The sequence below is a fragment of the Sorangium sp. So ce726 genome (assembly GCF_051521405.1).
Lineage (GTDB): Bacteria > Myxococcota_A > Polyangia > Polyangiales > Polyangiaceae > Sorangium.
This window is the reverse complement of sequence record NZ_CP150349.1, coordinates 4,493,575-4,514,864: the sequence shown is the minus strand read 5'-3', so window position 1 is coordinate 4,514,864 and position 21,290 is coordinate 4,493,575. Positions and strand designations below refer to the sequence as shown.

Here is a 21,290-nt window from a genome sequence, read left to right as displayed (position 1 = left end):
GATTTACGCAGCTCGACGTTGTGGCTGTGACAATCGCGGTATGGTCGGCGCCCGATGAGCGACGAGCCTGTGACCGCAGTGGAGAGGAGCGAGGAGGTGGGACACGACGAGTCCCTCGAAGGCGACGAGCCGTCAGGAGCCGAGCGCCACTCCTCGCCGGCGCGCGATCTTCGAACCTGGCTCGCTGGTGCTCCCCTCCCCGCCTCGCTGGAGCTCACGCTCGGGCTGCTCGCGCCGATGGTGATCACGATCGCGGCTGCGCTCCGCGTCGCGAGCTTCACGATCGACGACGCGTACATCTCGTTCCGGTACGCGGAGAACCTCGCGAACGGAAATGGGCTCGTTTACAACGTGGGCGAGCGCGTCGAGGGCTACACGAACTTCCTCTGGACGGTGCTCCTCGCCGCAGCCGTGAAGCTCGGTGCGGCGCCGGCGGTGGCGTCGAAGGTGCTCGGCGCCGCGTGCGCCGCAGGTGCGCTCGTCCCGACCTACCTCCTCTCCCGGCGGCTGCGTCCGTTCTCGAACGTGCCCTGCCTCGCGACGTGGCTGCTCGCGATGAGCGTCATCTTCTCCGGCTACGCGGTGTTCGGGCTGGAGACGCCGCTGTTCCTCCTGCTCACGCTCGCGGGGACCGAGCTCTTCTTCCGCGAAGAGGACGCCGCCAGCAACGACAGCGGCGCTCGACCCGCGCCTGTCTTCCCCTGGTTTCCCTGGTTCCCCTTGTCCGGCGCGGTGTTCGCGCTCGCCGCGCTCACCCGCCCGGAGGCGCCGCTGTTCCTCGGGCTGCTCGTCGTCTGGCACTCGGAGCAGGCGCTCTCGCGCCGGAGCGTGCTGCGCCTGGTCGCGTTCGCGCTCCCGGTCGCCGCGCACCTCGTGTGGCGGCACAGCTACTACGGCGCCTGGCTCCCGAACACGCTCGCCGCGAAGACGGGCGACTTCGCGCAGCAGATCCAGGGCGGGGGCGACTACGTCCGCAAGTACACGCAGCACGCCGGCGCCTTCCTGTGGCTCGGGCTCCTCTCGGTCGCCTCATCCATCGTCCACCGGCGCCGGAGCGGCCTCGCGATCGCGTCGATCGCGCTGCTCTTCGGCGTGTACGTCGTCGCGGTGGGCGGCGACTGGATGCCTTACTTCCGGTTCCTCGCGCCCGCGGAGCCGTTCGCGTTCCTGCTCGCCGACGACGCGGTCCGCGCGATCGCTGCGCGCCGCGAGCGCGTGGCGTCGCTCGCGATCGCGGTGTTCGGCGCGATCACGATCGCGACCCGCGCCGGCGAGCTCGTGCGGGCCCAGCGGAACCTCCTCGTCAACGACAAGGGCTTCTGGGACGACGCCGCAGGGCGCTCCGCGGAGTGGCTCGTCCAGAACGCGGAGCCTGGCCCCATCGCGCTCGCCGACATCGGCTACGTCGGTTACCGCACCGGCTTCCCGGTCGTGGACCTGCTCGGGCTGCTCAGCCCCGAGGTTTCCCGCCTGCCGGGCGGGTACACGCACAAGGTCGGGGCCGGCTACACCGACGCGATCTTCGCAAAGAATCCGCGTTACTTCTTGCTCATCTCCTCCGGGATCGACTGCAAGAACCCGACGGTGCCCTCCTCCCGCGCCTCGTACGAAGACCCCAGGTTCAAGGCGGACTACAGGCTCCGCCAGGCCATCGCCCTCCGGAAGGGCGGCGCCTGGTGCATCTACGGGAAGACGTCGTATCCCTGACGATCGCTCCGACGCAGCGCGCGCGTCACCGGAGCGCGCGCCTCATCTCACGCTTCACCTCGCGGCCCCTTCGCTCCGCGCCTCACGTCCGCGCCGGCGCTCCTCGCTCAGCTTCCGCGTCGGCCGCGCGGGCCGCCCAGAACGCGCGCACGTCCTCGATGCGGTCGGTCCGGCGTGCGTCGGGCAAGCTGTCGAGCAGCACGCGGCCGTAGCCGCGCGTGCGGATCCTGCGGTCCAGGATCGCGACGATGCCGCGATCGGTGCGCGCGCGGATCAGCCGGCCGAAGCCCTGCTTCAAGGTGATCGCGGCCTGCGGCACGCTGTAGGCGATGAACGGGTTACCGCCGTCCTGCTCGATCGCCGTGCACCGGGCCGCGACGACGGGATCGGTCGGCACCGCGAACGGGAGCTTCTCGATGATCACGAGGCGCAGCGCCTCGCCGGGGACGTCCACCCCTTCCCAGAAGCTCATCGTCGCGACGAGCACCGCGTGCCGCTCTGCGCGGAAGCGGCGGAGCAGCGCGCCCTTCGGCGCGTCCCCCTGCACGAGCAGCGGAGCCTGCCGCCCCGGAGCGCTCCCGTCCGCCCGGGCCGCCGCCGCGGCGCGCCCGAGCCGGACGCGGAGGGCCGCGGCGAGCGCGTTCATGGCGCGGATCGACGTGCAGAGGAGGAACGCGCCGCCGCCCGTGATGCCGATGAGCTCGGCCGCGCGATCGGCGGCGCGCTCGACGAACGCCGCGTCGGTCGCCTCGGGGAGGTCGCGCGGCGTGTAGAGCAGCGCGGCGGTCGGGTAGTCGAAGGGCGAAGGGACCTCGAGCTCGTCGACAGGGACCGACACGTCCTCGTCGAGGCCCATCCGCGAGCGGAGGAAGCGGAACCCCGCCCCGGCGGAGCCGCCCGTCGTCAGCGTGGCGCTCGTCAGCACCACGGCGCCGATCCGCTCGAAGACGTGCTCGCGCAGCATGTCCCCGAGATCGACCGGCGACGCGCCGAACGAGACGGCGCGGCCGCGCACCTCGATCCACGTGACCTGGTTCGTCGCGGGATCGACGATCCGCGCCGCGTCGTCCCGCAGCTGCGCGGCGCGGTTGCCGACGAGCTGCACCGCCTCGCTGATCGCGTTCGCGCTCGCGTACGCCGCGAGCGCCTCGAGGTGGTCGTCGAGGCGGTGGTACGCGTCGAGCAGCTCGCCGGACCAGGCGTCCCTGGCGAGCGGGCTCCGGGCTTCGCCGCGATCCCCGCTGCCGGCGGCGCCGCCCAGCGAGGCGAGCCGATCGAAGAGCGCGTCCGCGGACTCGCGCACCACGGCCGTGATCGCCGTCCCCTCGCCCCGCCCGAGGATGCGATCGGCGAGGCCCGACGCGATGAAGGCCCGGTCCGCGTCGCGCAGCATCGAGTCGACCCGCGCGCGAGAGACGCGGGTGCCGAAGAAGCCCGTCGCGATGTCCTCGAGCTGGTGCGCCTCGTCGAAGATGACCGCATCGTACGGCGGGAGCGCGCCGGCGCCGGCGAAGCCGCGGCGCGCTCCGGCGATCTTCAGCGCGAGATCCGCGAAGAAGAGGTGGTGGTTGACGACGAGGAGGCGCGCCGCCTCGCTGTCGCGCTTCATCCGCGTGACGAAGCACCGCTCGAAGTACTCGCACGAGGCGCCGAGGCGCGTCTCGCTGGACGACGCGACCTCTCGCCAGAGCGGATCCCCCTCGGCGAGGTGGGCGAGCTCCGCGACGTCGCCCATCTCGGTCTCCTGCGCCCACGCCTCGATCAGCGGCAGCGAGCGCCCCGCGATCCCGGCGCCCGCGCCAGGGCTCGTCCGGAGCTCGCTGAAGCGCCGCAGACACAGGTAGTTGCCGAGCCCTTTCACCAGCGCCGCGCGCGGATCCAGCCGGAGGTGCTCGGCCACGAGCGGCAGGTCCTTCGTGTAGATCTGGTCCTCGAGCGCCTTCGTCGCGGTCGAGACGACGACCTTGCGACCGCTCAGGATCGCGGGCACCAGGTAGGCGAGCGTCTTGCCCGTCCCGGTGCCCGCCTCGCAAAGGAGGATGCGATCCTCCGCGAGCGCCCGCTCGACGGCGCTCGCCATCGCCACCTGCCCCTGTCGGTCCTCGTACCCGTCCAGGCCGCGCGCGAACGGGCCAGAGGGCCCGAGCAGGCTCGCGGCTCGATCGAAGGGCATCGCGTACCGCTCAGCGCGGCAGGGCGGTCTTCTCTAGCGAGAGGGCGAACCCCACCTCGCTGACGGCGAGATCGAGCGACGCCACGCGCTTCTCGAAGTGGACCTCGCACCACGTATCGAGCGTCCGCTCGGGGTCCCCGGGGTCGCGGACGTGGCGGAGGGCGGCCTCGGCCTCGGTGTAGCCATGCGCCACGGCAGGCTCGGCCATCCCGCGCGCCCGCTCGAAGAGCTGCTCGTCCGCTGCACCCGGGAAGTCGTTGCGCTGGGCGCGCACGACGAACCCGACCCGCAGCGGCTCCGCGCCCACGACGATCCCCGAGTCCATGAGGAGGTTCTCCCGCACCCGCTCCGCGACCTGCACGGCGTCGCCCCGGGTGCGGTAGACCTCGAATCCGGCCTGGAGCAGGGCCTTCTTTATCTCCGCGGGTGTCGGCATCTTCCGCTGGTTTCCGGCTACCCCCAGCTGTCAGCAGGAACATCCATCGCAAAATTGCGGGTGCCTCGTCAAGCCGACAGCGCCGACCAGGTGTGGCGCTCTGGCGCGCCGGCGCGCTCGTGTGTGCTCAGGAGCTCGATCGCGGCGACCTCGAGGGGCCGCCTTCCAGGCCCCCCAGACCGTGGATGCCCTCCCGATCCTCCAGGCCATCCAGGAAACACACGCCAACGATCGATCCATCGGGCTCATCCTGGACCCACATTATCCTACCTGGGCGTGGGCTTCTGCCGTCGAGCCAGACCGTTAGTTCCGTACCGGGGTCGAGTGAATTTTCTATCACTACCCTGAGCCCGCCGACGCTCACGTTCAGCGTCCAGCCGGCGACGGCGCGCTCGCCGGTCTCCAGGCGTACCCGTTCGCTCAGCTCACGGCGGGGGCTCCTGCGACGGTTGGCCAGGAGCTCAGGAGGAATCTGGAGGGACGGGGGTGTGAGGGTTCTGCGTCGAATCACGAAAGAAAATTACAAGCACACGCCGTACCCGGGGACAGAATTGTGAGCCCCGGTCGATATTCAGCATGGACGGGAGCCGCGTCCTGCGCGGTGCACGAGGATGCGCCCCGCTCCAGCGGCCGCTCAGTGCGCGTCGGCGTGGTCGGGCTGGTGGCCGGAGCCGTCGCTCGGCTCCTCGAAGACGGAGACGGGCTCGAGCAGGGACAGCTGCTCGCGCTTGATGCCTACGCCCTTGTCGGAGAAGAAGAGGTCGTTCTCCTGAAGCCGCGAACGCACACGAGCGATGAACAGGATAGGCATGCCCGCCTGCGTGTAACCGAGCTGCACTAGCGTGCCCTTCGGCCAGTTGCCGCCGTCGAACGCGAGCTCCTTGCGAAGCGTGTAGAACCCTTCGGAGGGGAGGCGCTGCAGGGAGTCCGCCCACGTCGTGCCCCGGAACGCGACGGCAGGACCGTGGAAGTGCCAGCGGTTGTGAACGTTGTGGTCGGGCGTCGTGACCGTCGGCAGACCGTTGTCCGAGTGGTTGTGGAAGGAAACGATGGTGCCAGCAGGCACCTTGTCCTCCTGTCCGGGGAGCGGCTTTGTCGTCAGGTAGAGGCCGCAATCGGGGAGGTGTGACTTCGAGCTTGCCATGGCATGTGCCCCTAGCTCCGCTCCCGACCGCCGTAAAGACACGCCGTCGACGCCGTGCTATGCCGCGCCAGGCCAAGGCGGGAGGCCGCTCGAAGAGCGAGCGGCGCACGCCCCGGGAGCGAGCCCTTCGTGAACAGACTGAGCCAAATCTTCGGCGCCGCCATCATCATCGCGATCGCCGTCGTCTTCATCGTCCAGTTCCGCCCGAGCACGGGCCCCGTGCAGTCGGCCGGGAGCACCTGTGCGGTCGAGGTCCGAGGCAGCTGCATCTCCTCGATCGACTTCAACGCGTCCAAGAACCTGCTCGCGATGCGGAGCGCCGACGAAAACCGCCTCCGGGCGATGGGCTACCGGCGGCTCACGGCGGAGGGGCTCTACGAGCGGTGGCTCCTCAACGAGGATGCGAAGCGCCTCGGGATCACCGTCTCGGACGACGAGCTCACGAACGAGCTCGTGGCTGGCAGGGTGCATGTCTCGCTCCCGGCAGACAAGATCCGCCAGGTCGGTTACGCCCTAAGCCTCCGGGAAGACCTCATTCGCTACCTGGACGTCCGCAACCGGCAAACGAAGAAATTCGATAACAAGCAGTACGAGAAGCAAATCCGGAACCTCACGAAGATGAGCCCCACGGACTTCCGCGAATACCAGCGGAAGGAGCTCATCGCCGCCCGGATGCGCGAGCTCATCCGGGCGCGGGTCCGGGTCGGCGAGAACGAGGCGTTCGAGCAGTTCTCGCGCGAGAAATCCACCAGGACGCTCGCCTACGTGCGCTTCGATCGGCGCTTCTACAGCGACCTCATCGTGGACACGTCGGAGAAGGCGATCCAGGCCTGGGCCGACAACAACAAAGAAGAGCTCGACAAGGCCTGGGAGGGACGGAAGGCGCAGTATCAGCCCGAGTGTCGCGTCGCCCGAGAGCTCATGGTCGAGGTGAAGCCCGAGGAGGCCGAGCAGGGGCCGGAGGCGGGCAAAGCCGCCGCGAAGGCGCGGATCGAGGGCGCGGTCCAGCGCCTCAAGAAGGGCGAGAGCTTCGCCGACGTGGCCCGCAGCGCGAGCGACGCTCCGAGCGCGGCGCGCGGCGGCGAGCTCGGGTGCGTGGCCAAGGGCCGCCTGAGCAAGCCTGTCGAGGACAAGCTCTTCGAGATGAAGGCGGGCGATGTGTCGGACCTCATCGAGACCGAGGACGGCTTCCACGTGATCAAGCTCGAGCAGATCGCGAAGGACGCCGAGGCCGAGAAGATCGGCCGGCAGGAGACGGCGCGCGACCTCTACATCGCCCACGAGTCGGAGCGGCTCGCGGCCGAGGCCGCGAAGCAGGTGCTCGCCGCCGCCGCGGGCGGCAAGTCGCTGGAGGACGCGCTCGCCGCGTACATGGCCCAGCTCACGCCGGCGAACTCGAAGGAGAAGGCGAGCGCGAAGGAGGGTGCCGCCGCGCCGGGCGCAAAGGCGGGCGGCGGGGCCGCTGCAGGGAAGCAGGACGGCAACAAGGACGCGGGCGCGAAGGAGGGTGGCCAGGCCGAGGCCGGGGAGGCGCGAGTTCCCTACACGATCGCGACGCACCCGAACCGGCCCACCGTCGAGACGAGTCTGCCGTTCAACGTCTCCGGCTCGCCCATCGCGGACGCGAGAGACAGCACCGAGGCCGCGCGCATCGCCTTCCAGCTCGACAAGCCGGGCGACCTGCCCAAGGACGTCGTGGCGCTGGCAAACGGTTATGCGGTGATCCAGCTCAAGGAGAAGACCTCTGCGAGCCAGGAGCAGTGGGACAAGGATCGCGAGTTCTACACGTCGGCCATGCGCGCCGCGAAGCAGAACGACGCGCTCATCGGGTATATTCGCCGGCTGAAGTCGACGATCGGCAGCGAGGTGAAGTACGACCAGAACCTCCTCAAGGAGTCCAAGCCAGCCGAGGATGGCTCCGGCGAGCCGCCGCTGCCGCTCGAAGACGAGGGGGAATGACGTCGCTCCCGCTGCGTGACGCGCACGACGTCGTCCTCTCGAACGGCCTCAAGGTCGTCCTGGTCCCGCAACCGCACGTCCACCGGGCGGTCGCCTCGCTCTACCTGCGCATCGGCTCCCGGTTCGAGAGCCAGCAGAACAACGGGATCTCTCACTTCCTGGAGCACATGGTGTTCCGGGGGACGCCGACGCTGCCGTCCGCGCACGCGCAGGCGCTCGCCTTCGAGCGCCTCGGAGGGACGCTCTACGCGGCGACCCACGTCGACCACGGCGTGATGAGCATCTCCGTGCCGCCGGCGAACCTCGAGCCGGTGCTCGCCCTGCTCGGCGAGGTGACCACGTCGCCCCGCTTCACCGCGATCGAGGTCGAGCGCGGCATCGTGCGCGAGGAGATCCTCGAGGACCTCGACGACGAGGGGCGCGACATCGACGCGGACAACAACGCGCGCGCGCTCATGTACGAGCGACACCCGCTCGGGTTCACCATCACGGGCGACATCGAGGCGCTCGACCGCTTCGACGAGCCGATGCTGCGCGCTCACCACGCCCGGCACTACACGACGGCGAACGCGGTGCTCTGCCTGGCGGGGCGGCTCGATCCCGAGGCGTGCGCGCGGGTGGCCGAGCGGCACTTCGGCGCCATGCCGCGCGGCGAGCAGGTGCCCGCCGCGCCGCCGCCCAACGGGCAAAAGAAGCCGAGGTTCCGCTTCATCGAGAACCAGTCGAGCCAGACCGATCTGCGGATCGCGTTCCGGGGCGTGAGCGAGCGCGATCCGCGCGAGCCCGCCGTGGAGATGCTGCTCCGCGTCCTCGACGACGGCATGTCGACGCGGCTGTACGAGCGGATCTGCGATCGGCTGGGCCTCTGCTACGACGTGTCGGGGATGTTCGAGGCCTACGAGGACGACGGGGTCGTCGACATCGCCGCGGGCGTCCAGCACGACCGCGCGACCGTGGTGGTCCGGGAGATCTTCGCGTTGCTCCGCGAGCTCGCCGAGGTCGGCCCGCGCGAGGACGAGCTCGCCAAGGCGCGGGACCGCCACCTCTGGTCGGTGGAAGCGATGCTCGATGACGCCGAGGCGACCGCCGGCTTCCATGGGCTCGCCGCGCTCGCCGACATCACGCGCACCCCGGAGGCGCGGCACGAGGAGCTCGCCCGCGTCAGCGTCGCCGATGTGCGAGACGCCGCGCGCATGCTCTTCCGGCCGGAGCGCCTCACCGTGGTGGCCGTGGGCCTGCTCCGCTCCTCGGAAGAGGCGAAGCTGGAGAAGGCAGTCCGCTCGTTCGGTTGACCCAGCGCGAGCAAGAGCCGCAGCGCACCACGACAGCGACGATCGCAGAGGCACCAGAAGGAGCCCCGGTAAGGAGGCGGCCTCTGAAGGGCGCCCCAGTGCTCCTGGCTGGCCACGGCTGCTCGCTGCGAGGGAACCTGCCCCGGCGCGTGAGCCAGGGTGCCCTGGCACACATGTCAGCCGGGCTTTCGCGGGAAGACGCACGCGTTCGGAGCCCTGAACAATCTATTTGCATCTATGCGCATCAACACATATTAGTGAGCCATGGTCTCGGTCACAGAGACGCCGGCTCAACCGGAGGAGGCGGTCGCGCGGTGCGAGCTGTACCGGCTGCTGGCGGATCCGGTGCGGGTGCGGCTCCTTGGCCTGGCCGCGGCGGAGGAGCTCGCCGTCGGAGAGCTGGCCGAGCTGCTCCGCGAGGGCCAGCCGAAGATCTCGCGCCACGCGGCCGCGCTCCGCGAGGCCGGGATCCTGCTCGCCCGGCGCCAGGGGACGTGGACGCTGCTCCGCCTGGACCCGCGCGCCACGAGCGATCCCGTTGTCGACGACGCGGTGCGCGCGGGCCAGCGCGCGTGCGCGGCGGACGGGACGCTCGCGCGCATCGAGGAGGTGCTGGCCGCGCGCGACGCCGAGACCCGCGAGTTCTTCGCGCGCGGCGGGCGGCCGTTGCGCCCGGGGCCGCCGTCCGAGCTCGCCGCGTACCTGGCGGCGCTCGCGCCGCTCCTGCCCCATCGGCGGCTGGCGGTCGACGCGGGCACCGGCGACGGGGCGCTGCTCGAGGTGTTGTCGCCCGTCTTCGATCGCGTCGTCGCGCTCGATCGCGCGAGCGCGCAGCTGCAGCTCGCCGGGGAGCGCCTGCGGCGGCGCAGCCTCGAGAACGTCGAGCTGGTGTGCGGCGAGATCGACGGGCCCGAGGTGATCCGGGCCGTGGCGCGCGCGCTCGGCGGTGATCCTCCGGAGGCCGGCGAGGCCCTCTCCGAGGGCGCCGACGTCGTCTTTGCGGCGCGCGTGCTGCACCACGCGCCGCAGCCGGCAAAGGCGATGCGCGCGCTCGTCGAGCTCGCGCGCCCGGCCGCGCCCGGCCGCGGCGACGGCGCGAACGCCCGCGGGGGCGCGGTGTGCGTGCTCGATTACGAGGCGCACCACGATCAGGCCCTCCGGGAGCAGGAGGCGGACATCTGGCTCGGCTTCTCGCCGGGCGACCTCCGGGGTCTCGCCGAGGAGGCCGGGCTCTCCGGCATCGAGCTCCGGCGGCTGCCGTCCGCATGGCAGGGCGAAGGCCCGGATCGACACCTGGTTTGGCAGCTGCTCGTCGGCTGGCGCGGCGCGCGCACAAGCGCATTCACCGAAAAGGCAAAGGGACACCATGACTGCTGAGAAGAAGCTCTCCTACAAGGTCGCCGACATCACGCTCGCGGACTGGGGTCGCAAGGAGATCCGCATCGCCGAGAAGGAGATGCCCGGGCTGATGGCGCTCAGGGCGGAGTACGGCCCGACGCAGCCGCTCAAGGGCGCGCGCATCGCCGGCTGCCTCCACATGACGATCCAGACCGCGGTGCTGATCGAGACGCTGGTGGCCCTCGGCGCCGAGGTCACGTGGACGAGTTGCAACATCTACTCGACGCAGGACCACGCGGCGGCGGCGATCGCGGCGGCCGGCGTCCCGGTCTTCGCGTGGAAGGGCGAGACCCTCGAGGAGTACGACTGGTGCATCGAGCAGCAGCTCTACGCCTTCAAGGGCGGCAAGGGGCCCAACATGATCCTCGACGACGGCGGTGATCTCACGATCGTCGCCCACGAGAAGCACCCGGAGCTGTTCGCCGGCGCTGACCCGATCCGCGGGCTCTCCGAGGAGACGACGACCGGCGTGCACCGGCTCTACGAGATGCACCGCGCGGGCAAGCTCAAGGTGCCCGCGATCAACGTCAACGACTCGGTGACCAAGAGCAAGTTCGACAACCTCTACGGTTGCCGCGAGTCGCTGGGCGACGGGATCAAGCGGGCCACCGACGTGATGTTCGCCGGCAAGGTCGCCGTCGTGTGCGGCTACGGCGACGTCGGCAAGGGATGCGCGCAGTCGCTGCGCGGCCTGGGGGCGCGCGTGATCATCACCGAGATCGACCCGATCTGCGCGCTGCAGGCGGCGATGGAGGGCTACGAGGTGAAGCGCCTCGAGACCGTCGCCCCGGTCGGCGACATCTTCGTCACGGCGACCGGTTGCGCCGACGTCGTCCGGGCGGAGCACATGATCGCGATGAAGGACGAGGCGATCCTCTGCAACATCGGGCACTTCGACTCGGAGATCCAGATCGCGTGGCTCGAGAAGAACCCCGAGATCAAGGAAGAGAACATCAAGCCGCAGGTCGATCACTTCATCTTCCCGGACGGCAAGCGGCTGATCGTCCTCGCGCGCGGCAGGCTCGTGAACCTCGGTTGCGCCACCGGCCACCCGTCGTTCGTGATGTCGACCTCGTTCTCCAACCAGGTCCTCGCGCAGATCGCCCTGTGGACCGAGAAGCACACGATCGGCGTCCACCTGCTGCCGAAGAAGCTCGACGAGAAGGTCGCCGCGCTGCACCTGCCGAAGCTCGGGGTCGAGCTGACCCAGCTCACGGCGGAGCAGGCGAAATACCTGGGCGTCCCCACCGAGGGCCCCTTCAAGGCCGAGAACTACCGCTACTGAGCGGCGGCCTTTCGGCGCCTCCGCCGCTGGGGTACGCGGCCGATCGATGGATCCTCGCCACAGCAAGGACGAAGCCCAGCGCACCCTCGACACCTACGCCTCCACCTGGGGCGAGGATCTCGCCCTCCGCGTCTACACCTCCCGCCTGCTCGGCGCCGATCCGTCGCTCGTCCTCCACGGCGGCGGGAACACGAGCGTCAAGAGCACGGCCGTCGACCTGCTCGGCGATCGCGTCGACGTGCTCTTCATCAAGGGCAGCGGGTGGGACCTCGCGACCATCGAGCCGCGCGGCTTCCCGGCGTGCCGCCTCGCGCCGCTCCAGCGCGCGTGCGCGCTCGAGGCGATGACCGACGAGCAGATGGTCGCGCTGCTGCGCGGCCAGATGCTGGATCCGGCGAGCCCGACGCCGTCGGTCGAGGCGCTGCTGCACGCGATCATCCCCGCGAAGTTCGTCGATCACACGCACGCGGACGCGGTGCTCTCGGTCATCGATCAGCCCGGCTCGGCCGAGGTCGTCCGGGCCATCTACGGGGACGGCGCGCTCTTCGTGCCGTACGTCATGCCAGGCTTCGCGCTCGCCCGCCGCGTCGCGGAGCTCGTCCGGGAGCGCCTCGCGCAAGGGGCGCTCCCGTCGCTGATGATCCTCGACAAACACGGCGTCTTCACGTGGGGAGACACCGCCGAGGAGAGCTACACGCGCATGATCGACGCCGTGACGCGCGCCGAGCGCTACATCGTCGAGCGCAGCGCGATCGTCTCGCACCCGACGGTCGCGGCGGACCCAGACCTCCGGGCCGCCATCGGGCCGGTCGTCCGCGGAGCGCTCGCCCGCGCGTCGGGGCGCCCCTGGGTCTGCACGCTCCGCACCGGCCTGGAGCTGCTCGCGTTCTGCGCGCGCGACGATCTGGCCAGGGTCTCGCAGATCGGCTGCGCCACGCCGGATCACGTCATCCGCACCAAGGCGCGGCCGCTCGTCATCGACTGCCACGACGTCACCGACACGGCGCGCTTCCGGGCGACTGTCGAGCAGGCCATCGCGAGGTACGTGGACGAGTACCACGAGTACTTCCGCCGCTCCTGCGCGGCGCGGGGCGTCGTGCGCGACGAGCTCGATCCGTTCCCGCGGGTGCTGCTGTTCCCTGGGGCGGGCGCGCTGTGCGTGGGCGGCTCCCGCGCCGAGGCGGAGATCGTCGCGGACGTCTACGCTCATACCGTGTCCGTGATCGAGGCCGCCGAGGCGCTCGGCGGGTACCAGCCGGTCCCGGAGCTCGATCTCTTCGACATGGAGTACTGGAGCCTCGAGCAAGCGAAGCTGAAGCTCGGCGCAGGCCAGCGGGGCCCGCTCGATCGGCGGATCGCGCTGATCACGGGCGCCGCCTCGGGGATCGGCCACGCGACCGCGGCGGCGTTCCTCGCCGCGGGGGCGCACGTGGTGCTGGCCGATCGCGACGAGGAGTCGCTCGAGAAGGCCGCCGCCGAGCTCGGGGGCCGCCACCGCGGCCGCTGCATGAAGGTCGCCTGCGACGTGCGCAGCGAGGCGAGCGTGCACCGCGCGTTCGCGCAGAGCGCGGCGCACTTCGGCGGCGTCGACATCGTCGTCTCGAACGCCGGCCGCGCGTTCTCGGGATCTCTCCACACGTCCGAGGGGCACGAGGCCCTGTGCGCGTCGCTCGAGCTGAACCTGCTCGGCCACCAGAACGTCGCCCGCGCGGCGGCGCGGGTGCTGCTCGCGCAGGGCGCAGGCGGCGCGATCCTGTTCAACGCGTCGAAGAGCGCGTTCAACCAGGGGCCCGATTTCGGCCCCTACGGCGTCGCCAAGGCGGCGCTCGTCTCGCTCATGCGCCAGTACGCCGTGGACCTCGGACCCCAGGGCATCCGGGCCAACGCCGTGAACGCCGACCGGATCCGCACCGCGCTCTTCGGCGCAGGCTTGCTGGAGGCGCGCGCCCGCGCCCGCAACGTCTCGGTCGACGACTACTTCCGCGACAACCTGCTCCGGCGCGAGACCACCGCGGCGGACGTGGCGCAGTCGTTCCTTTACCTCGCGACCGCCGAGGCCACGACGGGCTGCGTCGTGACCGTCGACGGCGGGAACGCCGCCGCCTTCCCCCGCTGAGCTGGTCGGCTCAGAGCCCCTGCGCGCTCGCCCCGCCGCCGCCCTCGCCGAGCACGGCCTCGTCGGGGGGCTTCTGGGCGTCGAGGCGGATCTTCTTCCAGTCCCCCGAGCGGAACTTCCACACCATGGTCGCGGCGAGGAGGACCACGTAGGCGACGCCGGCGCCCCAGATGCCCATCAAGCCGAAGCCGAGCGTGATGCCGAGCAGCCACGCGAGCGGGACGAGGCAGGTGAAGTGCAGGATGAGCTCCACGACCATGACGAACAGCGTGTTGCCCGCGCCGAAGAGCGCCTGCGTCAGGATCATGCCGACCGCGACGAGCGGCGTGCAGATGCCCATGACCTGGAGCGGCCGGAGCGCCGCGGCCTGGACGAGCTCGCTGCTGCTGGCGAACGCGAGGATCTGCGGCGCGAAGATCGCCTCGAGCAGGCCGACGACCCCGAAGATCGCGAGCCCCAGCCGGACGCTGGTCCAGCCGAAGCGCGCGGCCTTGTCGCCGTCCTTCTCGCCGAGCGACTGCGCGACCAGCGTCGCCGTCGACGTGCCGAAGGCGAGGCAGGCGGTGAATGTGAGCTTCAGGATCCCGACGATCACCGTCGTCGCGGCGCCGTAGACCGGCTCCGCGCGGCCGCCGGGACAGAGCGGGGAGATCACGCCCGCGGGCGCGACCTGGTCGAGCTTGCTGGCGATCGCGTAGAAGAGGGCAAAGCCCGTCATGATCGCGACGGTCGCGATGGCGCTCGGGATCGACAGCCTGAGGATGGACCAGACGAGCGGGGCCGAGAGCTTGCTCGTGGCGAACGGGCGGTAGCGGCGCCGGTACTCCGGCAGGAGCGCGTACGCGAGCATGATCGCGAGGCCGACGTAGGTCGAGATGAAGCCGGCCATGCCCGCGCCGGCGATGCCGTACTTCGGGATGCCGAGCGAGGCGTTGCCGAAGATCAGCAGGAGGCAGAGCACGATGTTCAGCCCGTTCATCGCGAGGGCCGAGACCAGGTGGATGTGCGTCTTGCCGATCCCGTCGAAGAACGCCTTCAGCGCGAACGTCGCCGCCATCGACGTCACGCCGAGCAGGCGCCAGCCGAGGTAATCGAGCGCCGCCTGCCGCGCGTCCGGCACCTTGATGATGACGGACAGGATGTACGGCATCGTCAGGTACCCGATCGCGGAGAACACGACGCCGGCGACGATCGCGAAGAACAGGGCGTTCGCGAGGACCGCGCCAGCGTCCCCGGGGCGATTCTCGGCGAAGCGGCGCGCCGTGAACGCCTGCGTGCCGACCGAGATGGCGCTGAGCGAGCCGCCGAACAGCCACAGGACGATCAGCGACGGCAAGAGCGCCGCGTGCGCGTTCGAGGACTCGGGGCACGGCAGGTGCGCGAAGAAGACGATGTCGACCTCGTTGACGATGCTCTGGGTGAGCATCGCCGCCACGGTCGGCAGCGCGAGCCGCAGGATGGCGCGATGGGGTGGGCCCGAAGTAACGGCGTTCGAACCCGGCGCGGACAGGGCGATCTGAGCCATCGCAGGCTGCGCGGTATACAACGCCGCAGCCTATGCGCGAGCGAAATGCGCCGCGCGACGCGCGGCTACTCCGCTTTCGCGACCCGGGACCGCCGCTTGTGACGGCGCCGCTTCGCTTCGCTGCGATCCTCGTGCGCTTCTTTCGCGGCCGTGTCAGCCTCGCCACGCGCGGGTGTCGGCGCGGCCGAGTCGCGCGCCGCAGACGAGGACGATCGCTCGCGCGCCTTCGATTCGCGCTTCGCGACCTCGCGAGAGGCGCGATCCGCCGCGCCGCGCGCCGCAGGTTTGCTGGCCTTCGACGACGGCGCGCGCGCGGCCATCGCCGGGGCGCGCCGGGCGGCCTCGGCCCTCGCAGGCGGCCTCGCCGCGTCGCTCTTCGCGATGGCGGCCTGTGCAGGGGGCGCGACCGCCTCAGGCAGCGCGGCTCCCTCTGGGGGCGCGGCGGCATCCGATCCGGCGGCGGGCACAGCCGCGAGGGCCGATGGCGTGGCGCTCCCCTGCCCTGCCGCGCCGGCCGCGGCGAGAGCTGCCGCGGCGGACGCCGGCGCGTAGGAAGCTGCCGCGAGCGCGCCGCCTGCCGGCGCCTCCGCCGCTGCCGCGAGCGACGGCGCCTCCGCCGCTGCCGCTGCCGCTGGCGCCTCTGCAGCGACAGCCGGCGCCTCCGCAGCGCGCTGCGCCTCGTCGCTCGACGACGCGGTCGCGTCGCCCGCAGCGCCGACGAGCGCAGCGACCGCGGGGACCCGGGCCACCTGCTCACGCCCCTTGCCGACGACCAGCACGCCCGCGAGCGCCATCGCGGCGGCTACCGCGGCGAACCCCAGCGCGCGGCGGCGGGTGCGCGCGCGAGCAGGCTGCCCCAGCGCATCCAGGATGGCCTTTCTCATCTCGGCGGCGCTCTGGAAGCGGACGCTCGGATGACGGGCCAGCGCGCGCATCACCAGATCGTCGACGAAGGTCGGGATCTGCCGGGTCGGCGCGCGCTCGCGGAGGCGCTCGGGGCTGCCCTTGATCTTCGCGTCGATCAGCGCGACGAGGCTCTGCTCGACGAACGGCAGGCGCCCCGTGAGCATCTCGTAGAGGACGCAGCCGAGCGCGTAGAGATCGGCGCGCCCGTCGATGCGCCCCGACGCGGCCTGCTCGGGGGCCATGTACTCGGGCGTCCCGACGATGGCGACCGCGGCCCGGGCCGGCCCTTCCCCGGCGCCCGTCTCGTCCGAGACGCCGTCGGCCTCACCGCGTTCGTCGGAGAGGCGCTTCGCGAGCCCGAAATCGAGCAGCTTCAGGCCGGCGTCCGCGAGGGAGAGCGCCCCCTCGGCGCCGCGCGGGCGCGTCATGAAGAGGTTCTCGGGCTTGATGTCCCGGTGAACGAGCCCCTCGGCGTGCGCGAGCTCGAGCGCGCTCAGCACCTTGGCGGCCATCGCGAGCGCGTCCCTCCAGTCGATCGCGCCGCCGCGGACGAGCACGGCGTCGAGCGTCTCGCCCTCCAGGAGGTCCATGGCGCAGAACAGCCGGCCATCCGCGGCCATGCCGAAATCGTGGACCTTCACCAGGTGCTCGTGGGAGAGGCGCGAGAGGACGCGCGCCTCGCGGCGGAAGCGGCTCGCGATCACGTCGGTCGCCGAGTGCTCCGCGGAGACGACCTTGAGCGCCACGCGGCGCCCCAGATCGACGTGCTCCGCCTCGTGGACGGTGCTGCTCGCGCCCGTCCCGATCTCGCGCAGCAGCCGGTAGCGGGTCCCGGGCAGCGTGCCGTCGTCCACGCGCTCGGCGGAGGCCATGGCCTCCGCGCGCGGGCTCACCGGCGTCACGGCCGTGGCGCGGTGGGCCTTGGCAGCGGAGACGAGGGCCGCGAACTCGCTGCGCGAGCGCCCCGGCTCGCCCGGGAACAGGCGCTGCATCAGGTGCGCGGCCCGCGCGCGCACGCCGCGTTCGCCGCCGGGCAGGGCGACCGCCGCCCCGAGGAGCGCGGCAAGATCGCGCGCAGCGGCGCGGCTCGACGGGTACCGGGCGTCGCGGTCGAAAGCCGTGAGCCGCCCGATGGCGGCGTCGAGCGCCGATGGGGCCCCGAGCGACAGCGCGATAGGCGGCGGGTCGTTCTGGTTGCGCGCGACCGCGGCCATGTGCGTCTGCGCGTCGCCCTGCAGGAACCGGCGCCCCGCGCACAGCTCCCAGAGCATGATCCCGAGCGCATAGAGATCGACCCGCGCGTCGCCCGGGTCTCCGTTGGCGACCTCCGGGGCGACGTAGCCAGGCTTCGCGAAGACGACGCCCGCGACCGTGTGGCAGCGCCGGTTCTGCCCGCGGGCGGTGCCGAAATCGATGATCTTCACGTCGCCGGCGAAGCCGAGCATCACGTTCTGCGGCGACAGATCGCGGTGGACGATGGCGAGCGCGGCGCCCGAAGGGTCCCTGCGCTCGTGCACGTGGGCGAGCGCCTCGGCGATCATCGTCGCGATCGCGACCGCCTCCGCCCAGTCGAAGCGATGCCCGAGCTGCACCGCGCGGGCCCGGACCTCGCCGAGGCTCCGGCCCTCGACGTGCTCGACCACCGCGTAAGGTTCCCCCGTCGCCGGGTCGACGTCCGCCTCGATGACCTGCGCGACGCCGGAGTGCTGGAGCTGCGCCTGCACCCGCGCTTCGTCCAGAAACCGGGCGATGTAGCTCGGATCGGACGCGTGCTCGCGGCGGATGATCTTCACGACGACGGGGCGCTCGGCCCCTTCCAGCCCGGTCGTGGAGGCGAGGAACACCTCCCCCATGCCTCCGCGAGCGATGCGCCGCAGGAGTACGTAACGGCCGAGCGGCCGGGGAACATCGTCCGCAGCGAAGCCGCTCTTGGTGGGCTCGTGCGAGGGCGGAGGAACCGGGCGAGGCGCGGTCGCGGAGGAGTTCGCCATGAAGCGAACCTACCGGATGTAGGACAAGGTGGGCCAAGTTCGCGCGGATCGCTGCGCGACGCGGAAACCGGCCGTGCTCCTGCTGGCGCGGGCCGCCCGAACCACTGTTTCGACACAGGGGCTCTCCACCTTATCCACAGGGTTATCCACACCCTGTCGACAAGTGGCGCCCTCCGGGCGGTACCCTGGAGAAGCGTCGGGATCCGTCCAGGAAGGCCCGACGTACCGCGTTCCCGCGGGGATCCGGGCCATTGCTCTCCCCGCATGCGTCGGCTAATCCTTGCGATGGATGTCGCGACACGCTGTCCAGCGCCTGATGACCGTGCTGACGTTCGCGTTGGCGCTGGTCCTGCCGCTGACAGCGCGCGCTGCGATCGTCCCGGTGTGCGACGACGATCGGATGACGATCGTCGCCCCGCCGGACGAGCCGTCGTGCACCGTCTTGACCAGCGTCGACGATGCGACGGGCGAGACGAGGGACGCCCCCATCTGCGATCCCCGCGGAGCTTCCTCGGTCGCTCCGCCCCGCACCCTCCCGATCACCGACGCGCGGATCGACGCGGCGCCAGGCTGCGCCGGGAGCGATGGCGGGCCGATGGTCGGGCCGAACTCGCGGCACCCCGGCCCTGTGAGCGAGCTCTCCAGCGCCCCGCAGCAGGCGTTGCTCCTTCCGGATCTCGTCCTCCCTGCCCCGTGCGCGCCCCTCTCGCTCTTCTCGTTCGCGGCGGTCTCCGGAGGACCACGTCCCGGCGTCGCGCAGGGCGTCTACCACCCGCCTCGATGAGGCGAGCTCGCTGGCAGCCCGCACGCGATCGCGCCGCGCGGTCTCTCGTAGACCTCAGCTCTTGGCGCGAGGCGGCGCTGCCGCGAGATCCGGAGCGCTTGCCGGTCTGACCCGAGCCTCCTAGGCGCTGGTCCGGTCCCACGTCGCGCAGGCTCGCCCTCTCGAGGGCGACGTGCCAGCCGCGCTCGGGGCCGGGCGCAGGCGTCGGCGTGAGGGGTCGAGAGCGGCCCTGGCGCTCCGCTGGGAGCTGCGCCGCTCGCACGCGGCGGCGGCTCCCTTGGCCCGGGGTGGCTCGCCGCCCCGGGAGCTCACGATTGGCGATCTTGTCGCGGGCGCTGCACCCGGTGCCGCACCCGCGTTGAAGGAGGGGCCCGCCTGGCGGAGCCCCACCACGTTGAGAGAGGAAACATCATGAACAAGGGAACAGCCATCGTCGGCTTTCTTCTCTGCTTCATCGCAGGGATGGGGCTGATGTGGAGCATCGATCGGAGCGCCGGCTCGCGCGGGCATGAGATCTCGGCGGCCGTAGAGGACGGTCAGCCGTGGACCGACGAGGACGCGGCGGTCCCGGTGTCGTCGAAGGACCCCCTGTGGGGCACGCGGGCGGCGCCGGTGACGATGGTCGTCTTCAGCGACTTCGAGTGTCCGTTCTGCAGCAAGGTCGAGACGACGATCAACCAGCTCAAGGACAAGTACGGCCCCGAGAAGCTGCGCATCGTCTGGAAGAACAACCCGCTCCCCTTCCACAAGAACGCGCGGCCGGCGGCGCTCGCGGCCGAGACCGTGTTCCGCCTCGGCGGCTCGAAGGCGTTCTGGAAGTTCCACGAGCTCGCGTTCCAGAACCAGAAGAGCCTCTCGCCCGAGAACTTCGAGAAGTGGGCCGGCGACGCCGGCGTCGACAGGGCGAAGTTCAAGGCGGCGTACGATCGGCAGGAGTACATGGCCAAGATCGACGCCGACATGGCGGTCGGCAAGACCTCGGGCGTCACCGGCACGCCCGCCTCGATCATCAACGGCGTGTTCCTGAGCGGCGCTCAGCCGATCGACAAGTTCACGTCCGTCATCGACGAGCAGCTCAAGGCCGCGCAGGCGGCGGTCGCCGCCGGGACCAAGCCCGACAAGGTGTACGCGAAGCTCGCCGCGGAGAACAAGGCGAAGGCGCCGCCCCAGAAGGACCGCGAGCGCCCGCAGGAGGACGACAAGACCGTCTGGAAGGTGCCCGTCGGCGACGCGCCGGCGAAGGGCCCGGCCACCGCGCTGGTCACCATCGTCGAGTGGTCCGACTTCCAGTGCCCGTTCTGCAGCAAGGTCGTCCCGACCCTCGACGAGCTCGTCAAGACCTACGGGGACAAGGTCCGCTTCGTCTGGAAGAACAACCCGCTCCCGTTCCACCAGCGCGCCGAGCCGGCGGCTGAGCTCGCCATGGAGGCCCGCGCGCAGAAGGGCGAGAAGGGCTTCTGGGACGCGTACGACCTGCTCTGGAAGAACCAGCAGAAGCTCAACGACGAGGACCTGCTCGGCTACGCCAAGGAGCTCGGGCTCGACGTCGAGAAGGTGAAGGCCGCGATCGCCACCAAGAAGCACGGCGCGTCCATCGCCGCCGATCAGGAGCTCGCGGACGACCTGCAGGCGTCCGGGACCCCGCACTTCTTCATCAACGGCCGCCGGCTCGTCGGCGCGCAGCCGATCGACAAGTTCAAGGCGATCGTCGACGAGGAGATCAAGAAGTCCGAGGCGCTGCTCGCCAAGGGCGTCGCCGCCAAGGACCTCTACGCCGAGATCATCAAGGACGGCAAGGAGCCGCCGCCGCCCGAGCGCAAGGAGGTCTCCGCGCCGGCGCCGAACAGCCCGTGGAAGGGCGGCGAGAAGGCCAAGGTCGTGATGCAGGTCTTCTCGGACTTCGAGTGCCCGTTCTGCAAGCGCGTCGAGGACACGGTCTCCCAGATCTCGAAGACCTACGGCGACAAGCTGAAGATCGTGTGGCGCCACCGGCCGCTGCCGATGCACAAGAACGCGCCGCTCGCGTCCGAGGCCGCACAGGAGGCCTACACGCAGAAGGGCAACGCCGGGTTCTGGGCGTACCACGAGGTGCTCTTCAAGAATCAGGGGCAGCCGGACGGCCTCTCGCGCGCCTCGCTCGAGAAGTACGCCGAGGAGCAGGGCCTCGACCTGACCAAGTTCAAGAAGGCGCTCGACGGGAACACCCACAAGGCGTTCGTGGACTCCGAGGGCGCCGTGGCGGACAAGGCGGGCATCAGCGGGACGCCGGCGTTCGTCGTGAACGGCTACTTCATCAGCGGCGCGCAGCCGTTCTCGAAGTTCAAGAAGCTCATCGACAAGGCCATGAAGGAGGCCGGCGAGACCGCGCCTGCCGGGCTGCCCGTCAAGAAGCCGGCGCCCCCCGCGCAGCCGGCCGCCGCCCCCGCCGCCCCGAAGTGAACCGCCGCTGCGCGGTTCGCTCTCTCCCCTTCCCCTGACCCTCCCTGAAGCCCACCTGACGGGCGGCTCCCGCTGAGCGGCTGAGTCGCCCACCTCCCCGCGTGACGCGGGCTCCGGTGGACTTCCTTCTGCGCG

Annotated in this window: 14 protein-coding genes; 8 read left to right on the top strand and 6 right to left on the bottom strand. The window is 71.1% G+C overall.

All coding sequences use genetic code 11. From position 1 onward, the window contains the following. Positions 1 to 54: 54 nt before the first annotated feature. On the top strand, positions 55 to 1,707 hold the full coding sequence (locus tag WME79_RS16835; RefSeq protein ID WP_437536625.1) for a hypothetical protein: 1,653 nt from the start codon (positions 55 to 57) through the stop codon (positions 1,705 to 1,707). Positions 1,708 to 1,789: 82 nt separating this feature from the next. On the opposite strand, the gene WME79_RS16830 is transcribed toward WME79_RS16835, so the two are convergent. From WME79_RS16830 to WME79_RS16815, 4 genes are all read right to left on the bottom strand, one after another. Next, positions 1,790 to 3,880 carry an ATP-dependent DNA helicase gene (locus WME79_RS16830; RefSeq protein WP_437536622.1) on the bottom strand — a complete coding sequence of 697 codons (2,091 nt, stop codon included), beginning with the start codon at positions 3,878 to 3,880 and terminating at the stop codon, positions 1,790 to 1,792. Positions 3,881 to 3,890: 10 nt separating this feature from the next. Beyond that, complete coding sequence (locus tag WME79_RS16825) at positions 3,891 to 4,316, bottom strand: hypothetical protein (protein WP_437536619.1); 426 nt, start codon at positions 4,314 to 4,316, stop codon at positions 3,891 to 3,893. Between the two features lie 127 nt (positions 4,317 to 4,443). Next, positions 4,444 to 4,827: a PilZ domain-containing protein gene (locus WME79_RS16820; RefSeq protein WP_437536617.1), complete on the bottom strand. Its 384-nt coding sequence runs from the start codon at positions 4,825 to 4,827 to the stop codon at positions 4,444 to 4,446. 123 nt (positions 4,828 to 4,950) lie between these two features. Beyond that, positions 4,951 to 5,460 (bottom strand): hypothetical protein, encoded by a 510-nt coding sequence (locus WME79_RS16815; protein ID WP_437536615.1) that lies wholly within the window; start codon positions 5,458 to 5,460, stop codon positions 4,951 to 4,953. A 129-nt stretch (positions 5,461 to 5,589) separates the two neighbouring features. Between WME79_RS16815 and WME79_RS16810 the strand changes: the two genes are divergently transcribed. From WME79_RS16810 to WME79_RS16790, 5 genes are all read left to right on the top strand, one after another. Further along, entirely contained in the window at positions 5,590 to 7,419 is a 1,830-nt protein-coding gene (locus WME79_RS16810) for a peptidylprolyl isomerase (RefSeq protein ID WP_437536612.1), read from the top strand. Continuing rightward, entirely contained in the window at positions 7,416 to 8,711 is a 1,296-nt protein-coding gene (locus WME79_RS16805) for a M16 family metallopeptidase (protein WP_437536609.1), read from the top strand. The genes WME79_RS16810 and WME79_RS16805 overlap by 4 nt, the downstream gene beginning before the upstream one ends. A gap of 264 nt (positions 8,712 to 8,975) precedes the next feature. Continuing rightward, positions 8,976 to 10,088, top strand: a complete 1,113-nt coding sequence (locus tag WME79_RS16800; protein WP_437536606.1) for an ArsR/SmtB family transcription factor — start codon at positions 8,976 to 8,978, stop codon at positions 10,086 to 10,088. After that, a complete protein-coding gene (gene ahcY / locus WME79_RS16795; RefSeq protein WP_437536603.1) occupies positions 10,078 to 11,394 on the top strand; it encodes an adenosylhomocysteinase in 1,317 nt (438 codons plus the stop codon). The genes WME79_RS16800 and ahcY overlap by 11 nt, the downstream gene beginning before the upstream one ends. 46 nt (positions 11,395 to 11,440) lie before the next feature. Continuing rightward, complete coding sequence (locus WME79_RS16790; RefSeq protein ID WP_437536600.1) at positions 11,441 to 13,510, top strand: bifunctional aldolase/short-chain dehydrogenase; 2,070 nt, start codon at positions 11,441 to 11,443, stop codon at positions 13,508 to 13,510. Between the two features lie 10 nt (positions 13,511 to 13,520). Here the strand turns inward: WME79_RS16790 and WME79_RS16785 are convergent, their stop codons facing one another. Then, positions 13,521 to 15,035 (bottom strand): MATE family efflux transporter, encoded by a 1,515-nt coding sequence (locus WME79_RS16785; RefSeq protein ID WP_437536597.1) that lies wholly within the window; start codon positions 15,033 to 15,035, stop codon positions 13,521 to 13,523. Between the two features lie 65 nt (positions 15,036 to 15,100). Continuing rightward, the gene (locus tag WME79_RS16780) at positions 15,101 to 17,932 is read right to left on the bottom strand and encodes a serine/threonine-protein kinase (protein ID WP_437536594.1); all 2,832 of its coding nucleotides are present in this window, start codon (positions 17,930 to 17,932) and stop codon (positions 15,101 to 15,103) included. A 289-nt stretch (positions 17,933 to 18,221) separates the two neighbouring features. On the opposite strand from WME79_RS16780, the gene WME79_RS16775 reads away from it, so the two are divergent. Further along, entirely contained in the window at positions 18,222 to 18,716 is a 495-nt protein-coding gene (locus WME79_RS16775) for a hypothetical protein (RefSeq protein WP_437536591.1), read from the top strand. A 411-nt stretch (positions 18,717 to 19,127) separates the two neighbouring features. Next, complete coding sequence (locus WME79_RS16770; protein WP_437536589.1) at positions 19,128 to 21,155, top strand: DsbA family protein; 2,028 nt, start codon at positions 19,128 to 19,130, stop codon at positions 21,153 to 21,155. Positions 21,156 to 21,290: the final 135 nt, after the last annotated feature.

What these genes read in the sequence shown, in the direction of transcription:
- WME79_RS16835 (WP_437536625.1), top strand. Translation starts at nt 55, where the DNA reads ATGAGCGACGAGCCTGTGACCGCAGTGGAGAGGAGCGAGGAGGTGGGA.
- WME79_RS16830 (WP_437536622.1), bottom strand. Translation starts at nt 3,880, where the DNA reads ATGCCCTTCGATCGAGCCGCGAGCCTGCTCGGGCCCTCTGGCCCGTTC.
- WME79_RS16825 (WP_437536619.1), bottom strand. Translation starts at nt 4,316, where the DNA reads ATGCCGACACCCGCGGAGATAAAGAAGGCCCTGCTCCAGGCCGGATTC.
- WME79_RS16815 (WP_437536615.1), bottom strand. Translation starts at nt 5,460, where the DNA reads ATGGCAAGCTCGAAGTCACACCTCCCCGATTGCGGCCTCTACCTGACG.
- WME79_RS16805 (WP_437536609.1), top strand. Translation starts at nt 7,416, where the DNA reads ATGACGTCGCTCCCGCTGCGTGACGCGCACGACGTCGTCCTCTCGAAC.
- WME79_RS16800 (WP_437536606.1), top strand. Translation starts at nt 8,976, where the DNA reads ATGGTCTCGGTCACAGAGACGCCGGCTCAACCGGAGGAGGCGGTCGCG.
- ahcY (WP_437536603.1), top strand. Translation starts at nt 10,078, where the DNA reads ATGACTGCTGAGAAGAAGCTCTCCTACAAGGTCGCCGACATCACGCTC.
- WME79_RS16790 (WP_437536600.1), top strand. Translation starts at nt 11,441, where the DNA reads ATGGATCCTCGCCACAGCAAGGACGAAGCCCAGCGCACCCTCGACACC.
- WME79_RS16785 (WP_437536597.1), bottom strand. Translation starts at nt 15,035, where the DNA reads ATGGCTCAGATCGCCCTGTCCGCGCCGGGTTCGAACGCCGTTACTTCG.
- WME79_RS16780 (WP_437536594.1), bottom strand. Translation starts at nt 17,932, where the DNA reads ATGGCGAACTCCTCCGCGACCGCGCCTCGCCCGGTTCCTCCGCCCTCG.
- WME79_RS16775 (WP_437536591.1), top strand. Translation starts at nt 18,222, where the DNA reads ATGTCGCGACACGCTGTCCAGCGCCTGATGACCGTGCTGACGTTCGCG.
- WME79_RS16770 (WP_437536589.1), top strand. Translation starts at nt 19,128, where the DNA reads ATGAACAAGGGAACAGCCATCGTCGGCTTTCTTCTCTGCTTCATCGCA.